General features: G+C 65.2%; 15 protein-coding genes and 1 tRNA gene. 6 read left to right on the top strand and 10 right to left on the bottom strand.

From position 1 onward, the window contains the following. Window positions 1-53: 53 nt before the first annotated feature. The 6 genes from nusG to LK535_RS07020 form a co-directional block, all read right to left on the bottom strand. Window positions 54-590, bottom strand: coding sequence for a transcription termination/antitermination protein NusG (gene nusG / locus LK535_RS06995; protein WP_227771195.1), 537 nt, complete (start codon window positions 588-590; stop codon window positions 54-56). Window positions 591-610: 20 nt separating this feature from the next. Then, entirely contained in the window at window positions 611-808 is a 198-nt protein-coding gene (gene secE, locus LK535_RS07000; RefSeq protein ID WP_088333318.1) for a preprotein translocase subunit SecE, read from the bottom strand. Between the two features lie 168 nt (window positions 809-976). Then, window positions 977-1,459, bottom strand: coding sequence for a hypothetical protein (locus LK535_RS07005; RefSeq protein ID WP_227771196.1), 483 nt, complete (start codon window positions 1,457-1,459; stop codon window positions 977-979). A gap of 76 nt (window positions 1,460-1,535) precedes the next feature. Next, window positions 1,536-1,612, bottom strand: a tRNA-Trp gene (locus tag LK535_RS07010). A 37-nt stretch (window positions 1,613-1,649) separates the two neighbouring features. Continuing rightward, window positions 1,650-3,971, bottom strand: coding sequence for a putative bifunctional diguanylate cyclase/phosphodiesterase (locus LK535_RS07015; protein ID WP_227771197.1), 2,322 nt, complete (start codon window positions 3,969-3,971; stop codon window positions 1,650-1,652). A gap of 123 nt (window positions 3,972-4,094) precedes the next feature. After that, on the bottom strand, window positions 4,095-5,006 hold the full coding sequence (locus LK535_RS07020; RefSeq protein WP_227771198.1) for a glutathione S-transferase family protein: 912 nt from the start codon (window positions 5,004-5,006) through the stop codon (window positions 4,095-4,097). A 145-nt stretch (window positions 5,007-5,151) separates the two neighbouring features. Between LK535_RS07020 and LK535_RS07025 the strand changes: the two genes are divergently transcribed. Continuing rightward, entirely contained in the window at window positions 5,152-6,312 is a 1,161-nt protein-coding gene (locus LK535_RS07025) for a serine hydrolase domain-containing protein (protein WP_227771199.1), read from the top strand. Between the two features lie 36 nt (window positions 6,313-6,348). On the opposite strand, the gene LK535_RS07030 is transcribed toward LK535_RS07025, so the two are convergent. After that, on the bottom strand, window positions 6,349-7,416 hold the full coding sequence (locus LK535_RS07030) for a phosphotransferase family protein (protein ID WP_227771200.1): 1,068 nt from the start codon (window positions 7,414-7,416) through the stop codon (window positions 6,349-6,351). 114 nt (window positions 7,417-7,530) lie between these two features. Between LK535_RS07030 and LK535_RS07035 the strand changes: the two genes are divergently transcribed. After that, complete coding sequence (locus LK535_RS07035; protein ID WP_227771201.1) at window positions 7,531-8,193, top strand: TetR/AcrR family transcriptional regulator; 663 nt, start codon at window positions 7,531-7,533, stop codon at window positions 8,191-8,193. Here the strand turns inward: LK535_RS07035 and LK535_RS07040 are convergent. Then, window positions 8,168-9,247 carry a GNAT family N-acetyltransferase gene (locus LK535_RS07040; RefSeq protein ID WP_227771202.1) on the bottom strand — a complete coding sequence of 360 codons (1,080 nt, stop codon included), beginning with the start codon at window positions 9,245-9,247 and terminating at the stop codon, window positions 8,168-8,170. The two genes, LK535_RS07035 and LK535_RS07040, sit on opposite strands and share 26 nt — an antisense overlap. Before the next feature lie 78 nt (window positions 9,248-9,325). Here LK535_RS07040 and LK535_RS07045 point away from each other — a divergent pair, with 78 nt between their 5' ends. The 4 genes from LK535_RS07045 to LK535_RS07060 are packed head-to-tail and all read left to right on the top strand — an operon-like array spanning window position 9,326 to window position 13,817. Beyond that, window positions 9,326-9,775, top strand: coding sequence for a DUF2721 domain-containing protein (locus tag LK535_RS07045; protein ID WP_227771203.1), 450 nt, complete (start codon window positions 9,326-9,328; stop codon window positions 9,773-9,775). A 57-nt stretch (window positions 9,776-9,832) separates the two neighbouring features. Further along, on the top strand, window positions 9,833-11,002 hold the full coding sequence (locus LK535_RS07050) for an MBL fold metallo-hydrolase (RefSeq protein ID WP_227771204.1): 1,170 nt from the start codon (window positions 9,833-9,835) through the stop codon (window positions 11,000-11,002). 57 nt (window positions 11,003-11,059) lie between these two features. Beyond that, on the top strand, window positions 11,060-13,525 hold the full coding sequence (gene hrpB, locus LK535_RS07055; protein ID WP_227771205.1) for an ATP-dependent helicase HrpB: 2,466 nt from the start codon (window positions 11,060-11,062) through the stop codon (window positions 13,523-13,525). Window positions 13,526-13,535: 10 nt separating this feature from the next. Further along, on the top strand, window positions 13,536-13,817 hold the full coding sequence (locus LK535_RS07060) for an ETC complex I subunit (RefSeq protein WP_227771206.1): 282 nt from the start codon (window positions 13,536-13,538) through the stop codon (window positions 13,815-13,817). Between the two features lie 116 nt (window positions 13,818-13,933). Here the strand turns inward: LK535_RS07060 and LK535_RS07065 are convergent, their stop codons facing one another. Both LK535_RS07065 and ybeY read right to left on the bottom strand, forming a co-directional pair. Continuing rightward, a complete protein-coding gene (locus LK535_RS07065) occupies window positions 13,934-14,839 on the bottom strand; it encodes a hemolysin family protein (protein ID WP_227771207.1) in 906 nt (301 codons plus the stop codon). Next, complete coding sequence (gene ybeY / locus LK535_RS07070; RefSeq protein WP_227771208.1) at window positions 14,840-15,349, bottom strand: rRNA maturation RNase YbeY; 510 nt, start codon at window positions 15,347-15,349, stop codon at window positions 14,840-14,842. Window positions 15,350-15,410 lie beyond the last annotated feature (61 nt).

Below are 15,410 nucleotides of genomic sequence, written 5' to 3' on the forward strand. Positions count from 1 at the left end.
GACAGGATAGGGCGAAAAAGAAAGGGGAGCGACTTGCGCTCCCCGTTTCAGTCTTACTTGCTGCGCTCGACCTGTTCGAAGTCGAGCTCGACCGGCGTCGCACGACCGAAGATGGACACCGAAACCTTCACCTTCGACTTGTCGAAATCCAGTTCCTCGACGGTGCCGTTGAAGCTTGCGAACGGACCTTCCAGAACCTTGACGGCATCGCCGATCTCGAAATCGACCTTGACCTTCGCCTTGGGCGCGGCTGCGGCTTCTTCCTTGCTGTTCAGCATGCGCGACGCTTCCGCCTCGCTGATCGCCTGCGGCTTTCCGGAGGAGCCGAGGAAGCCGGTCACCTTGGGCGTGTTCTTGACGAGGTGATAGACCTGGTCGGTCATGTCCAGCTTGGCCAGCACATAACCGGGCATGAACTTCCGCTCGACCTGCACCTTCTTGCCGCGGCGGGCTTCCTGCACCGTCTCGGTGGGCACCTCGATGCGCTCCACGAGCTGTTCCAGGCCCATGCGGCTGGCTTCGGCCATGATCGCGTCGCGAACCTTGCCCTCGAAGCCGGAATAAGCGTGGATGATGTACCAGCGTGCCATGTGGGGACGCGTCCTTCCTGTTACTTGGCCAGGCTCAGCAGCGCGTTGACGATCGCATTGAACGCCGTATCCACGCCGAGGAAGAAGAGCGCCAGGATCGTCGTCATGATCATCACCATGACGCCGGTCATGATCGTTTCGCGCCGGCTCGGCCACACGACCTTCTTGGTCTCGGCGCGAACCTGGTTGATGAATTCGATCGGGGACGTCTTCGCCACGTGCCTTGCCTTTTATTCGTTCAAGCCGAAGCGGGGCATAACCTCTCTACCGCTTCCCTCGTGAGGAAACGATGAGTGGCCGTCCGCGCTGTCGGATGCGACGGGCGAGATAGCGCTGCACAGGTGCAAGAGCAAGGGGAGGAGCGGCTTTCGCGCCTGCACTCTCGCTTATTGGTGGATCATTTCGACAACGACGTCCCGCACCTTGGGGGCGCCACGCTGGACATTGAAGTCGCACTCGCGATCCTCAACCACCTCCAGCACGGTCTTGCCGGCTTCCGTGGGATTGTCGCTCAGCATCTTCACGGGGCATCGCCACGCGAGGTTGAACGGCTTGCCCCATTGTTCGCCACGCGCCTCGGCATAGGCGTAGCAGGTGTTTTCCACCATTTCGGCGCCGGTGAAGCGGTAGCCGCCGGCATCTACCAACTCGCGGATCACTCCGCCGCCGTAATCGCGCCCTTCCGGGGTGGAGACAAAGGCTGCACGCAGCGAACTGTTTCCGCTTTCGCTGGCGGAGGTGAGCCCGGCGCAAAGCCCGGCATCGGGGCTGGCCTGATCTTCGGTGGCGGCGACCGGAACGGCGTTCTGCGCCGAATCGCACGCCGTCAGGACAAGGGCGGATCCGACAATCAGATTGAGTATCTTCATCGATCTTCCGGCCAGGCGAGAAGGTGAACACTGACCTGCGGTCATTCCGGGCCGGACGGCCGAACCGCAAAAAGGCTGGCAGGGGAGCTCGGATTCGAACCGAGGGCCTTCGGTTTTGGAGACCGACGCTCTAACCAGCTGAGCTACACCCCTGCAGCAGCACCGCCCTTAGCGGCGCATGGCGCGCTGTTCAAGCGGCGCGAGTGGCAGATCTGTTGCGAAGCGCGATGGCGCGTGCCTCCGCAACTGGCAGGGGACGTCCGAAATGGTAGCCCTGGATCTTTGAACAGCCGAGCGCGCGAATCAGCGTCAGCTCATCGACCGTCTCCACCCCTTCGGCGGTGGTGGCCATGCCGAGGCTGTTCGCCAGCGCGACCACGGCGCGAATGATCGCCAGTGCTTCCGGCACCCCGCGTGACGCGCCGGTCACGAAGCTGCGGTCGATCTTGATGGTGGAGAAGCGGGTTCGGGAGAGATAGCCGAGCGACGAATAGCCGGTGCCGAAATCGTCGAGGCTGAGCCGTACGCCCAGTTCCAGCAGCCGCTCCAGCGCCTGCACGGCGGCGGTTGCCTCGCGCATGAAGACGCTTTCGGTGACTTCCAGCTCCAGCCGGTGCGGGGAAAGACGGCTCGCCGTCAGCGATTGGGCGACCACCGCTACGAAATTGGGATTGTGCAACTGCTCCGGCGATACGTTGACCGCGACTCTCACGTCATCCGGCCAGTTGGCGGCCTCCTCGCATGCGGCGCGCACCACCCACTCGCCGATCGGGCCGATCAGCCGCGTGTCCTCTGCGATGGGAATGAACTTCGACGGGGAGATCGGCCCGAATTCCGGGCTGGACCAGCGGAGCAACGCCTCGAAGCCAACCAGCCGCTCGCTCGCGGCATCCACCACTGGCTGATAATCGAGGTGAAGCTCGCCCTTATCCAGCGCCTTCCGAAGCGCCATCTCGAGCACGCGCCGTTCCTCGGCATCGACGTGAAGCTGCGGCTCATAAGCATGGAAGACGCCGCCGCCAGCGTCCTTGGAGCGATAGAGCGCAAGGTCGGCCGACCGGATCAGCGTTTCGGCGGTGCGCCCGTCGCGTGGCGAGGTGGCCACGCCGACCGACGCGCCGATGTAGAGCGTGTGCTGGTCCACTTCATACGGCCGCGAGAGCGTTTCGATGATCCGCTGCGCCAGTTTCTCGACTCGGCTCGCGTCCGTCGCGTCGTTCATGACCACGGCGAATTCGTCACCGCCAAGGCGCCCGATCAATTCATTCTCGGTGATCAACTCCGCCAGGCGTTCCGACACCCGGCCGAGCAGGCGATCGCCGATCGGGTGGCCCAGCGTATCGTTGACGGCCTTGAAGCGATCGAGGTCGATCATCATGAAAGCGGCGCGGCTGCCCCAGCGCTCTGCCTCCGTCAGCGCGCGCGCGAGCGCTTCGTTCACGAACAGGCGATTTGGCAATCCGGTCAGCGCGTCGAAGCGTGCCATCCGGTTGATCTTGTCCGCCGAGGCGCGTTGTTCGGTCACGTCCGAACCGACGCCGCGAAAACCGACATACTGGCCACGTTCGTCGAGGCGCGGGTTGGCGGTGATTTCCCACCAGCGCTGCTCGCCGTTCACCGTCACTGGCAGGGAAAGATCGCGAAATGCCTCCCGCCGCTTCAGCTTGTCGGCAAGCAGGCGAAGCGCGGGCGCAAAGTCGCCGGTTTCCCAGCTCGCCCCCGCCAGCGCCTGCAGCACCGGCATGCCCTCGAGCTGTTCAGGCGTGCTGCCCAGCGCATGGGCAAGACGCGGCGTAACCTTGCACAAGCGTCGCTGCGAATCGGTTTCCCACAGCCAGTCGGCGCCGCTGTCCTCGAACTCGCCCAGCAACAGGCTGACCGTTTCGTCGCTGTCCGACAGGGTCATCTCGAAGCCGCGAAGCATCAGCAAAAAGCGCGCGCGCCCAAGGCACGTGGCAGTGAGCAATGCACCCAGCAGGATGGTCGCGGCGGCGGAAAAGAATTGATGCTGGAGAAGGAGCAACAGCGCGGCGGTCGCCGCCACGCCGCCGATGAACGCCAATGCCGCAAGGATCAACGGCGCGAGCGCAAAGGCTGCGGCCGACATCAGCACGCAAAGGATCATCCACAGGTTGAAGGTGGCGGCGGGTGCCTTGGCAGCGAACACCAGGGGCGGAAAGCTCCACATGGCCGCAAGCGCCAGCCCTTCCAGGGCTGTGTCCCGCAACTCCTGAATCGTGGCATAGCCTTCGTCGAGATGGCGCGTGCGCAATCGCCGGATCGTCACTGCGCCAGCAACCGCCACCAGCGCGGCGAACCACGCCGCCAGCCACCACACCGGCAAGGCATCGTCGAACAGCCTTACCACCGCCGCGCCGCCGATCAGGTTCGCCGCGAGCAGCAGAAGCGCCAACCGTCGGCCAGCGAACAACTGGGTCGCCCGAAGGCGACTCCAGAAAACCGGATCGTCGCCCTCGCTGATGCCAAGCAGTTGCCGAAGCGAAACTGGCACGGGGCGTTGGGTTGGCCGTGAGCTCACAATCGCACGTGTTAGGGATCTAGTGTTTACCGATCGTTGCGCTCGCCAGCCAAAATGGAGCCATTTACTGTCGTCGCCGTCCGAATGCAGGTTAGTTCAGTGTGCCGCGGAGATCGAGAAGGTCAATCGTGGGACATGGACCACGACCGATCCGGCGCGCGGGTCCTCGCGTGCAACGGACCAATGGTGCAGCGACGATCCGACAAGCCTACCCCGGATGGGGTCGCGCCCGTAATCGGTGGCCGCAACGGCGACGTCCTGGCCCGCGAGTGCCGAATCCTCCGGCATTACCGACGCAGCGTCGGGTGTCGCGTCGCGGGCGGCGGCAATGGCGTCCTCCCGGCTGGCCGAACTGCGGCTGCCGTGCCCGATGGCCCGCACCCGATCATACCAGGCGCCCAGCCCCGGCAGATCCTCGAACGCGGCCGCGCCCGGCGCGTGGAAGGAGCGGACGAACCAGAGGTTGTAATAGCAGGTGGCGTCGATCAGGCCGGGCTGATCCCCTGACAGGAACGGGCGGCCATCCGTTAATTGTTCGCTGATCAGCGCGGCATGAGCCCGCAGCTGTCCCGCCATGTGCGGCACTGCTGCCCGCATCGCGGCGGGATCGAACGGCTGTCCGCTCAATTGTTCACGATCCTGCTTGAACGCCGGATCCACCGCATCGCCCAGCCCGCCGAAAATCACCGCCACTGCGGCCTGGAAAAAGGATCGATCCGTCCATTGCGCTAGCGCCTGGTCGATACCTGGCGTTCGCGCCGGAAAGAGTGTTCGCTCTGGAAACCGGCGCTCCAGTTCGCGAACGATCAGGACGCTGTCGCAGTAAATGTCGGCGCCGATCTGCATTACCGGAATACGGCGATAGGCGCCGGTGAGCGCGAGCAGATCGGGCTTGGGCATGATCACCGGCTGATCCACCGCGGCCCAGGAAAGCTGCTTGATCCCCAGGCAGATGCGCACCTTCTCCGAAAACGGTGAGCTGTCATATTGGTGCAGAAGGATAGTCATGTGCCGTTCCCCTCCCGGTCGCTGCTCGCGCGGCAGCATCGGCATGGCGTAACGCGACGGGAATTTAAGTCGACCGTTTTCTTTGAGGCCTGGCGATTGCCTTTGCTTGCTTGGCTTGCAAGTGTTCGCCCGGGGGGAACGCCGCTTGATCCTGCTTGCCATTGCCGCCGTCGCCGCCGCCGCGCCCGTTGCCACTGTTCGCGTCGCCTTTGATCGAAAGGGCGAAACCGGCGTCGCAACGACCGGGCTTGCTGACACGAACACGGGCCGTGCGGTAACGGCCGATGACCCGGTTCGCATCGCCTCCATTTCGAAGCTGGTGACCGCGATCGGCGTGCTTCGGCTGGTGGAGCAAGGAGTGCTCAATCTCGATGCCGATGTATCCGCGCAGCTCGGATGGCGCTTGCGCAACCCCGCCTATCCCGAAACGCCGATCACGCTCCGGCTGCTGCTGTCGCACCAGTCGAGCCTGACCGACGCCGGCGGCTATTTGCTCACGCTTGATGATCGATTGCAGGACAAGATGGCTGATCCGAACGTGTGGGATCAGCAGCATTCGCCGGGCAGCTTCTTTCGTTACACCAATCTGAACTTCCCGGTGGTTGCCGCCGTCATGGAGAGCGCGACGGGCGAGCGGTTCGATCGGCTGATGCAGCGACTGGTTCTGCGGCCGCTCGGGCTGGATGCGTGTTTCAATTGGGCGACCTGCAGCCCGGCAGCAAAGTTGCGCGCGGTTGTCCTCTATGAGGGCGGCAAGCCTGTGCGCGACGAACCGGCCTTCATTGCCGGCTGTCCTGTAACGCCCGCACGCGCCGGATCATGCGACCTTTCGCTCTGGCGCGCAGGCACCAATGGCGGCCAGTTTTCGCCCCAGGGCGGGCTGCGGATCTCGATGCGTGGGCTGGCAAAGATTGGCCGCCTTCTGCTCGGCGATGGCGCCGTCGACGGTGTGCGCCTGCTGTCGCCCGCTTCCATGGCTGCATTGTCCCAGCCGGAGTGGACCTTCAACGGCAACAACGGTGTTCAGAACGAAGAGGCGGAAAGCGGCGTTCAGGCCGGTGGCTTCAACTGCCGCTATGGCCTTGCTGTCAGCTTCACGGCGACCCCACGGCCCGGGTGCCAGGATGATCCCGTGGGTGACAAGGTGCCCCGGCTCGGCCACGCCGGCTCGGCCTATGGCCTGCGGTCCGGCCTGTGGGTCGATCGGGCCGGTGGCACCGGTGTCGCCTATTTCGCCACCGATGTGACGGACGAACCGGGCGCGCATTCCGCGCTGAGCCGGACGGAGGAAGCATTGGCGCGATAAGGCGGCGCACGCGGCCGGCATCCGCCCCACGTCACTTCACATCAATGGCTTGTCGATCCGCCGCAGTGCACGTTCGAACAGCGAAATTGTATGCGCATGCAACTGGTCGCCGATCGGCTTGGGGGTCAACCCGGCGCACGCCCGCGCATGGCTCCCCTCCAGGATCGCGCCAAGTTTGAACGGGGCGAGCACCGTGTACCACCGCGCTTCCGCGGCGGTGCGCCCCGTCGCGGCGAGGTATCGATCGACAATGTCCGACAGCGTGGGAAAGCCGTCCCATGGTGTCACCGAAACCCGCTGATGCGCTTCGTCCGGATCGCGCCACGTCGCGGTGAGCCAACCTAGGTCGAGCAACGGATCGCCGCGGCTCGCCAGTTCCCAGTCCACAATGGCCGCCAGCGCCGGCGAGTCCGGCCGGTACATGACGTTGGACAGGTGGTAGTCGCCGTGGATCAGGCCGGGTTTCATCGTGGTTGGGCGATTTGCCTCCAGCCAGCTGCAGATCGCATCCACGTCCGGCAGCGCGTCATATCCGGTCCAGCCCTCGAACTTGGCATAGCTGTCCAGCTGCGCGCGCCAGCGCGGCACTTGCCGTTCGAGCCAACCGTCGAGCTTGCCGAGATCGTCGAGGCCTGCCTCATGCGGGTCGATACGCGACAACGCCACCGCGCCATCGACGATTGCCTCGCCCATCTGCCGACGGACGTCCGCGCTGCCGGCATGGAGCGGCGGCAGGCCTACGGTGGCATTGAAGCCGTCGATCGGCTCCATCAGGTAGAATGCCGTGCCGAGTATGGCTGGATCGCCCTCGCCAGCGATGAAGCCGGGGTGGGGCACGTCCGATCCAGCAAGTGCTGACAGCACCTTCATCTCACGACGCATCACCTCGTCGCTCTCGGGGCGGGGCCGGCGAGGTGGGCGCCGCAGCACATAGGTGCGACCGGCGCGGTCGAATCGCAGCAGGATGTTCTGCGTGCCGCCGCCCAATGTCTCGGCACGGTCGATCGGCCCATCGCCCAGGCCCTTGCCGTCCATCCAGCGCGCGAGCGCTTCAAGGTCGATCAGTTCCGCCCAAGCCTCGCGGTCGTGCGCCAGCGTCGCCACGATCCCTCTCCCGCTTTTGTAAGTCGTTCGCTTTACCATAGGGTGCCCGCGACAAGCGTCAATGTAAGCCGGGTGACTTGAACCGCGCGGCGGCTTCGCCGATGCTCCGGCCGCATGAACCTTGTGCGTCCCCAATCCGCCGGCCGTGGTGGCACCACCCGAAACGAGCTAAAGCGCGCTGCGCGCCGGCTTTTTGCCGAGCGGGGCATTGCTGCCGTCGGCATGCGCGAGATCGTGGAAGCTGCCGGGCAGCGCAACGCCGCCGCCGTCCACTATTATTTCGGCAGCAAGGACGACCTGCTGCGCGAGCTGGTGGTCGAGGGCGCGGACCTGATCGACGATTCGCGTATGCGCATGTTGGACGAGGCGGAAGCGCGGGGGGACCTCAGCCTTCGCGATGTCGTTCGTGCGCTGGTGGTGCCCAATGCCGAACTGAAGGGCGAGACTGGGGAGGGCGAGACTTATTTCCGCTTCATGACCAGCATGCAGACCGAGCGTCGCCAGATGTTCGACGAATGGGCGGGCGGCGAGCATTCCGAAGGTTACGTGCGCTGCCTCACGCACTTCCACCGGTTGCTCGATCATCTCCCGCACGCATTGGTCAACCAACGGCTGCTGTTCGCCGGCCTGTCCCTGCGCACGCTTCTTGCCGGACGAGAGGCGGCTCGGGATGCAGGCGCCGGCGCGGATCACCCTTATTGGGGTGAGCCGGTCGCGCTGGACGGCATGATCGATGCGGTGGAGGCGATCCTTACCGGTCCCGCCACGCCAGACTGATCACTGACGCCAGCGTCGCCGGCAAGCCGGGTCGCAGCAACAGCCAGTCCCGGATCGCCGGACCGGCCTCCGCCCCGATGGTACGCTTGTAGCCGCTGTCGCCAGCGCCCCAGTCGACCCGAGTGATGCCTCGCTCGATCGCAGCGGTCAGGTTGCGGTAATAAAGCAACTTGCCCGGCGAATGCTTCGCGAAGGCGGGGTCGTAGCTGTTGGCGATCGCATATTTCAGGTCGCCCGCATCGATGTCGAAGGAAAAGGCCGCCGGTCTTCCGTCCACCGTCAGCATCGCTGCGCGGAACATGCGCGCCAACACCGGATCGACGGCGGCTGCTCGCCAGAAGGCGCCGTGGCCTGCGCGGGTGAACTTCGCATCCCGCCCGTCCGTGCGGCTCGCGATCCAACTCGCCCATTCCACCGTTGCAAGATCGTCGAAGGCGGCGGGCCAATCCGCGCCGGACAGGAACGACCATCCGAGCGCGCCGTGCTCCGCCAGATGTTTTTCGTGGAAGCGGTTCTTGCGCAGCGTCGAGTTGCGCGGCCAGGTGCCGGCCGCACGCGCTGCCGCCATGTCCAGCAGGAAGCTGGTCGCGACCGTTCGGCTCAGCACGGCCCAGCCGCGTGCGCGCGCCGCCTCGATCAACGGTGCGGCCGAAACATCGCCGTCGTAGACGGGGCCAATGCGCAGCGCGCGGACATTCTGGGCCAGCGCGGCAAGCGCGGCATTGATGGCCGGCTCCCCCGCAGAAATGGCCGTTGGAAAGCTGCGGAACGGCCAAAAACACCCAGGAACCGTCGCCACCCCCCCTCTTGCGAGGCCGACGGAGCGCATCGGCAAGGCGAGCACAGGGCGGTCGCACTCGGTCACGATCAGCGTTCGTGCCCGCCCGCCGTAAGCCTGAAACGCGGCCTCAAACCAGGCGCGACGCAGAAAAGCGTGGCTCGCCGCAGCTGCCTCCGCAATCTCATCGATAACGGCTGGAATCCCGTCCACCACCTGCGCACGGGCGCCGTTGCCGAGGCTATGTAGCGCGCGTGGTGACAAGTGCTTCGACATGAGCGGCCCTTAATCCAAATCCCGTTACCAGCATGTTGCAACTTGCTGGCTCGTCGCCGGCGCGCCACAACCCTTGAAATGCCTTATTCGCCAGAGGTGCTGACGATCGCGCAGACGATCCAGCTATCGCTCAGCCCCGTTTTCATGCTTGCCGGCATTGGCGCGCTGCTGAACGTGCTTGCCGGAAGGTTGTCCCGCGTCATCGATCGCGCGCGCACCCTGGAAGCTATGCTGCCCCGCGCTTCAAGCAGTGACCACGATCGGCACCTGTGGGAGCTGCGACTCCTCGATCGTCGCATGACGATCATCAATCGGGCGCTGTTCCTGGCCGTGAGTTCTGCCGTGATGACCTGCGCCGTCGTCGCAACCTTGTTCGTCGCCGTGCTGGCCAGTCTGCATATCGGGCAGCTCGTGGCCATCGCATTCATCCTGGCGATGCTGCTGCTGATCGCCAGCCTTGCCTGTTTCATGATCGAGGTGAGCAAATCCATGGAGGCCAATCACGTCCGGGACGAACTGCTGGGCTGAAAATCGCGGCCGTGCGTTTGCTGCCGATATGGCGAGAGAGATGGCGGGGGAGATGGGTTGGCGCGGTTTCTGAGGGTTGCCACGTCGGCGGTGTTGTTTCTGTTGGTTGCGGCGGGTCTCGCGATCGCGATCGTCCCCCGCTTTCTGGACCGCATTTATTATCGGGGGCCGACGAGCGCGCACTTCGATGGCGAACGCTTCTTCAATCCCGACGGGGAGGAAGACACCCTTCGCGTGCCCACCGGCGGCAGTCGATCGGGCTTCTTCTGGCGCTATCTGAGCGGAGGCGACGGTCGTCCGCCCTGGCCTGAAAAGGTGGCGGTGAGGTCAACGGTGCCGGCCCGCCGGGTCGACGGGGACCGCATGGTTGCGACCTGGATCGGGCACGCCACGGTGCTGGTTCAAACGCGGGGATTGAACATCCTGACGGATCCCGTCTGGTCCGATCGTGCGGGTCCGCTTGGCTTTGGTCCAAAGCGGGTGATGGCACCGGGCGTGCGCTTCGAAGACTTGCCCAAGATCGATCTCGTCCTCGTCAGCCACAATCACTATGATCACCTCGACAAGGCGAGCCTGAAGAGGCTGTGGGCGCGTGACCGCCCGTTGATCGTCACCAGTCTGGGGAACGACAGCGTGATCGGCCAAGCTGGCGTGCCCGCAACCGCGCTGGACTGGGGACAGCGGATTGCTGTCCGATCAGATGTGGACGTAATCGTTTCCCGCAATCATCATTGGGGGAGCCGGTGGTTCACTGATCGCAATCGCGCGCTTTGGTCTGCCTTCACGATCCGTTTGCCAGGCGGCAACCTTTTCTTCGCTGGCGATACGGGATTAGGCGACGGCAAGTGGCCGCGCGAAGCGGCGTCGCATGGGCCGGTCCGTCTGGCGCTGATTCCCGTTGGCGCGTTTCGCTTCACGCCGGGGCAGATGGGAACGGGAAGCCATATCGGCCCCCCTGACGCGGTTCGCGTCTTTCACCGCATGGCACCGTCGCGGGCGATCCCGATCCATTGGGGCACCTTCCGCCTCAGCTATGAGGGACGAGACACCCCGCCCCGAATGCTGTCATCGATCATGCGCTGTGCAGGCTATGATCCCGCGCAGTTCGCGCCGGCAGGCCCAGGGGCGCCGGTGGAGGTGCCGCTCGCAACGTCGGAAGCTCCCCGCGGCGATGAAGGCAGGATTGCAGGCTGCCTGCGCACGCCGGAGGTGACGGCGCTTCGCTGACACCGGCATCCGGAACGGCTTCAAATCGCGGCACGTGCCTGCCACAGGACGCGAATGATGGGTGCCAGCGACTTGCCGATCCACGCCGTTCTGCCGGACCTGCTCGCCGCGTTGCGCGATCGATCGTCCGCGGTGCTTGTAGCCCCACCGGGCGCCGGCAAGACGACGGCCGTCGCGCCAGCGTTGCTGGATCAGCCCTGGTGCACGGGTGAGATTTTGCTTCTGTCGCCCCGACGGCTCGCAGCACGCGCTGCCGCCGAAAGGATGGCCGCCCTCGCGGGCGAGCCAGTGGGGAAGACCTACGGCTATGCCACCCGGCTCGACACGAAGCGATCGGCCGAGACCCGCGTCATCGTTGTCACCGAAGGCATCTTTACGGCCCGAATTCAGCGCGATCCGGAGCTTGCCGGCGTGTCCGCGGTTCTGTTCGACGAGGTCCACGAGCGCAGCCTGGACGGCGACTTCGGCTTGGCGCTGGCGATCGACGCCCAGGCGGGCTTGCGCGAGGATTTGCGGCTGATCGCCATGTCGGCCACCCTCGACGGGGCGCGTTTTGCCGCGCTGCTGGGGGACGCACCGGTCATCGAAAGCGCGGGACGTAGCTGGCCGCTGTCGCTCGTTCATCTCGGGCGCAACGAGGATCGAATCGAGGACGCAGTGGCTTCGGCGGTCCGTCGGGCACTGCGCGAAGCGGAAGGTGGGATCCTCGCCTTTCTCCCCGGGGTGGCCGAGATTGAACGAACTGCTGAGCGCCTGGAGGGCATGCCGGGGATCACGCTTCACCGTTTGCACGGCAGCCTTGATCCCACGGCTCAGCGCGCCGCCATTCGCCCGGACTCAGAGGGGCGACGCAAGCTGGTGCTTGCCACTTCGATAGCGGAAACCAGCCTCACCCTCGACGGCATCCGGATCGTTGTCGACTCCGGCTTGGCACGCCGTCCCCGCTATGATCGCGCCGCCGGCATGACGCGGCTGGTGACCGAGCGCGCGAGCCAGGCTTCTGTCACGCAGCGCGCCGGCCGCGCGGCACGCCAAGGCCCTGGCGTGGCCTTTCGCTTGTGGGAAGAGGCAGCCACGGCTGGATTGCCGCGGTTCGACCCGCCGGAAATCCTCGAAGCGGATCTTTCCTCGTTGGTGCTCGCCAGCGCGATCTGGGGCGTTGCCGATCCGCGGGATCTGTCCTGGATCGACCCGCCTCCGGACGCGGCACTGGCGGAAGCGCGCGCTCGATTACTGACGCTCGAAGCGATCGACCTTGATGGACGCCCGACGCAGCACGGCCGATCCATCGCTGCCTTGCCGATGCCGCCTCGTCTCGCGCACATGCTGCTCCGCGCGGCGGAACTGGGCTTCGCTCGCGAGGCCGCCGACGTGGCGGTGCTGTTGGGGGAGCGCGGGCTAGGGGGCAACGATCCAGACCTCGAACTTCGCAGGCGTCGTTGGCGAAGCGACGCCACACCTAAAGCGAGAGCCGCGAAGCAACTTGCCGAGCGATGGAGCCGTGTCGCTCCTCGGCCTGCCGCGGATGCGCCGGACGCTCTCCCGTTGGCAGCTCGGGGCCTTGAGGTGGCAGTTGCGCTTGCCTTTCCCGACCGGATTGCGCGTCGGCGAGATGCATCGGGCGAGCGCTGGGCCTCGGTCGGCGGTCGCGGCTTCAAGCTCGACTCCGCTTCCTCACTTGCGCGTGAGGAATGGCTCGCCGTCGCGGAGACTCAGGGGATGGCCGCCGGCGCTCGCATCCTTTCTGCCGTGCCGATCGATGAAGAAACGGTCGTTGCGCTTTTTGGCGACCGGATCGAAACGCGTCATCTCGCCGAATTCGATGCTGCGACGGGCGGCGTGCGTCCGATGCGGGAGCGCCGCCTTGGCGCAATCCGCCTCGCCAGCGCCCCCGATCCCGATGCATCAGCAGCAACCATCGAGGCGGCACTGGTGGATGGCGTGCGGCGGCATGGACTTTCATTGCTGCCCTGGAGCGAGGGCGCACGCGCCTTTCGACAGCGCGCCATCTATGCAGGATTGCCTTTCGACGACCAATCCCTGGAGGAGCGGCTGGACGAGTGGCTCCCCCCATTGTTGGCCGGCAAGCGGCGGCTCGATGCGGTGTCATCGGGGGCGCTGACCGATGCGCTCCGCAATCTGCTGTCATGGGAGGAGACGCAGCGGATCGAGCGCATGGCGCCGGCCAATTTCACCAGTCCCGCTGGCAGCACCCACGCCATCGATTACGCGGCGGAGGGCGGCCCCAGGGTCGAGTTGCGTGTGCAGGCGCTATTCGGGCTTGGTGAGCATCCCACCATCGGCGCTGATCGGGTGCCCCTCGTCCTGTCGCTGACGTCACCCGCGGGGCGACCGATCCAGACTACCCGGGATCTTCCTGGCTTTTGGGCCGGCAGCTGGAGAGCGGTCGCCAAGGAGATGCGCGGCCGATATCCTCGGCACCCCTGGCCGGACGATCCAGCCGCTGCCTCGGCGACGCTGCGAACGAAAAATGCCGATGCAAGAGCGCGCGGATCGCGATAAGGACGTGCTCATGCCGACCGCCCGTATCTATCAGCGCCCGAAGAACGCCATGCAATCGGGCAAGCACCGCACCGATCTCTGGCAGCTCGAATTTGAACCGCGCGAGGCGCAGCGCCCTGATCCGCTGACCGGATGGGCCGGAAGCGGAGACACGCAGGGGCAAGTCCGTCTTGGCTTTGCGACGCTTGAGGCGGCAAAGGAATATGCCGAGCGCGAAGGCATTGCCTATGTCGTGGTCCCGGCGCCCGAGAAGAAGCTGAAGCTGCAGAGCTACGCCGACAACTTCCGCTGACGCTGGACTGAAGTTTGGGGCAAAGCCTGCCTCGCTTCTTGGGGCAGGTCACTTGCCTGCCTGACGAGCCCGGCTGGCTTGATGGCGCAGGCGGCCCACCAGCCGGATGAGCGGTGTCAGTCCTCTCCCGGCTCGGGCACCGGCGGATGAAGGCGGACACGGTTGATCCGCCGTTCGTCCGCGTCGATGACTTCAATTCGCCAGCCGCTGGGGTGATCGATACAGTCGCCTGGCTCCGGCACCCGGCCCGCGAGAACCGCGGTCAGTCCGCCGATCGTGTCGACGTCGCTCTCCGCCTCCGCAAGGCGAGGATCCACGACTTTGCCGACGTCCTCCAGCTCTACCCGGGCCGTCGCCTCCCATGCGCCGCCGTCCAGGGGCACGAGCATGGTTTCTGGCGCCTCGTCGTGTTCATCCTCAATCTCACCGACGATTTCTTCGATCAGGTCCTCGATCGTCACCAGCCCCTCGGTGCCGGAATATTCGTCCAGCACCACCGCCAGGTGAACACGCGTCTGGCGCATGTCGGCGAGCAGATCGAGCGCACCACGGCTCATAGGCACGAACAACGGCTGCCGGATCAGGCCGGTGATGTCGGCCGGCCGCGGGCCGTCGCCCGCAAGAATAGAGAACACGTCCTTGATGTGAACCATGCCGATGATCGTATCGAGGCGCTCACGATAGACCGGTAGTCGGCTGACGCCGGCGTCGGCAAAGACGTGCACGACCTCATCGAAGGTGGTCTGTTCTTCTACCGCGATGATGTCGGCACGCGGTACGCCCACGTCGCCTGCATCCCGCTCGCTGAAATGGAGCAGGTTGCGCACCATCTGCCGTTCGAGCGGGGTTAGATCACCCTTGCTGTCGGGGCCCGGGTCCTCCTCATGACGGTCGATTGCCGCCTCGAGGACATCACGCAGCGTTGCTTCTTCGGAATCCCCGAAGATCAGAGTGCGCAGGCCACGCCAGATACTGCCTTCATTCGGCTCGCCGTTTCCGGCGCTACTTCGGTCCTCGGACACTTAGTCCTCTCGTATGGCATAGGGATCCGCGATGCCGAGCGTGGCGAGCGCGTCCCGCTCGATCGCTTCCATCGCATCCCCTTCGTCGTCGCTCATGTGATCATAGCCCAGCAGATGCAAGCTGCCATGCACGATCAGGTGGGAAAGGTGATCCTCGACACTGATCCCGCGATCCGCCGCCTCAGCCACGCAGACGCCGTGCGCGAGCACGATATCGCCCAGCAAAACCTCGCCATCGTCCGAATTGTGGCTGACCGTATCGATCAGGTCGGGCTGTACCATCGGAAAGGACAGCACGTTGGTGGGCTTGTCCTTGCCGCGATACTGGGAATTGAGAGTCTGCACCTCCTGATTGGAGGTCAGGCGGATACTCACCTCAACGGCGGCTCGGGTGTCGAGCAATGTGCCAAACGGGGTGGCGCCGATCGCAGCGCGCACAGCGGCACCAGCAAGCGTTTCCCAAGGGCCGTCGGGCCAGGGCTCTTCCTGAAGGAGGGCAACGTCAATCATGTGAGATCCGTCTGCACCAATTTGCCGCACTTGTGGAGCGGCATCGCTGGGGCGAGAGGGC

Source organism: Sphingomonas sp. IC4-52, from assembly GCF_020707225.1.
Classification (GTDB): Bacteria; Pseudomonadota; Alphaproteobacteria; order Sphingomonadales; family Sphingomonadaceae; genus Sphingomonas.

Bases quoted from the DNA above. Each gene is read 5' to 3' on its own strand.
- nusG (WP_227771195.1), bottom strand. From the start codon at position 590: ATGGCACGCTGGTACATCATCCACGCTTATTCCGGCTTCGAGGGCAAG.
- LK535_RS07005 (WP_227771196.1), bottom strand. From the start codon at position 1,459: ATGAAGATACTCAATCTGATTGTCGGATCCGCCCTTGTCCTGACGGCG.
- LK535_RS07020 (WP_227771198.1), bottom strand. From the start codon at position 5,006: ATGACTATCCTTCTGCACCAATATGACAGCTCACCGTTTTCGGAGAAG.
- LK535_RS07035 (WP_227771201.1), top strand. From the start codon at position 7,531: ATGAACCTTGTGCGTCCCCAATCCGCCGGCCGTGGTGGCACCACCCGA.
- LK535_RS07040 (WP_227771202.1), bottom strand. From the start codon at position 9,247: ATGTCGAAGCACTTGTCACCACGCGCGCTACATAGCCTCGGCAACGGC.
- LK535_RS07045 (WP_227771203.1), top strand. From the start codon at position 9,326: ATGCCTTATTCGCCAGAGGTGCTGACGATCGCGCAGACGATCCAGCTA.
- hrpB (WP_227771205.1), top strand. From the start codon at position 11,060: ATGGGTGCCAGCGACTTGCCGATCCACGCCGTTCTGCCGGACCTGCTC.
- LK535_RS07060 (WP_227771206.1), top strand. From the start codon at position 13,536: ATGCCGACCGCCCGTATCTATCAGCGCCCGAAGAACGCCATGCAATCG.
- ybeY (WP_227771208.1), bottom strand. From the start codon at position 15,349: ATGATTGACGTTGCCCTCCTTCAGGAAGAGCCCTGGCCCGACGGCCCT.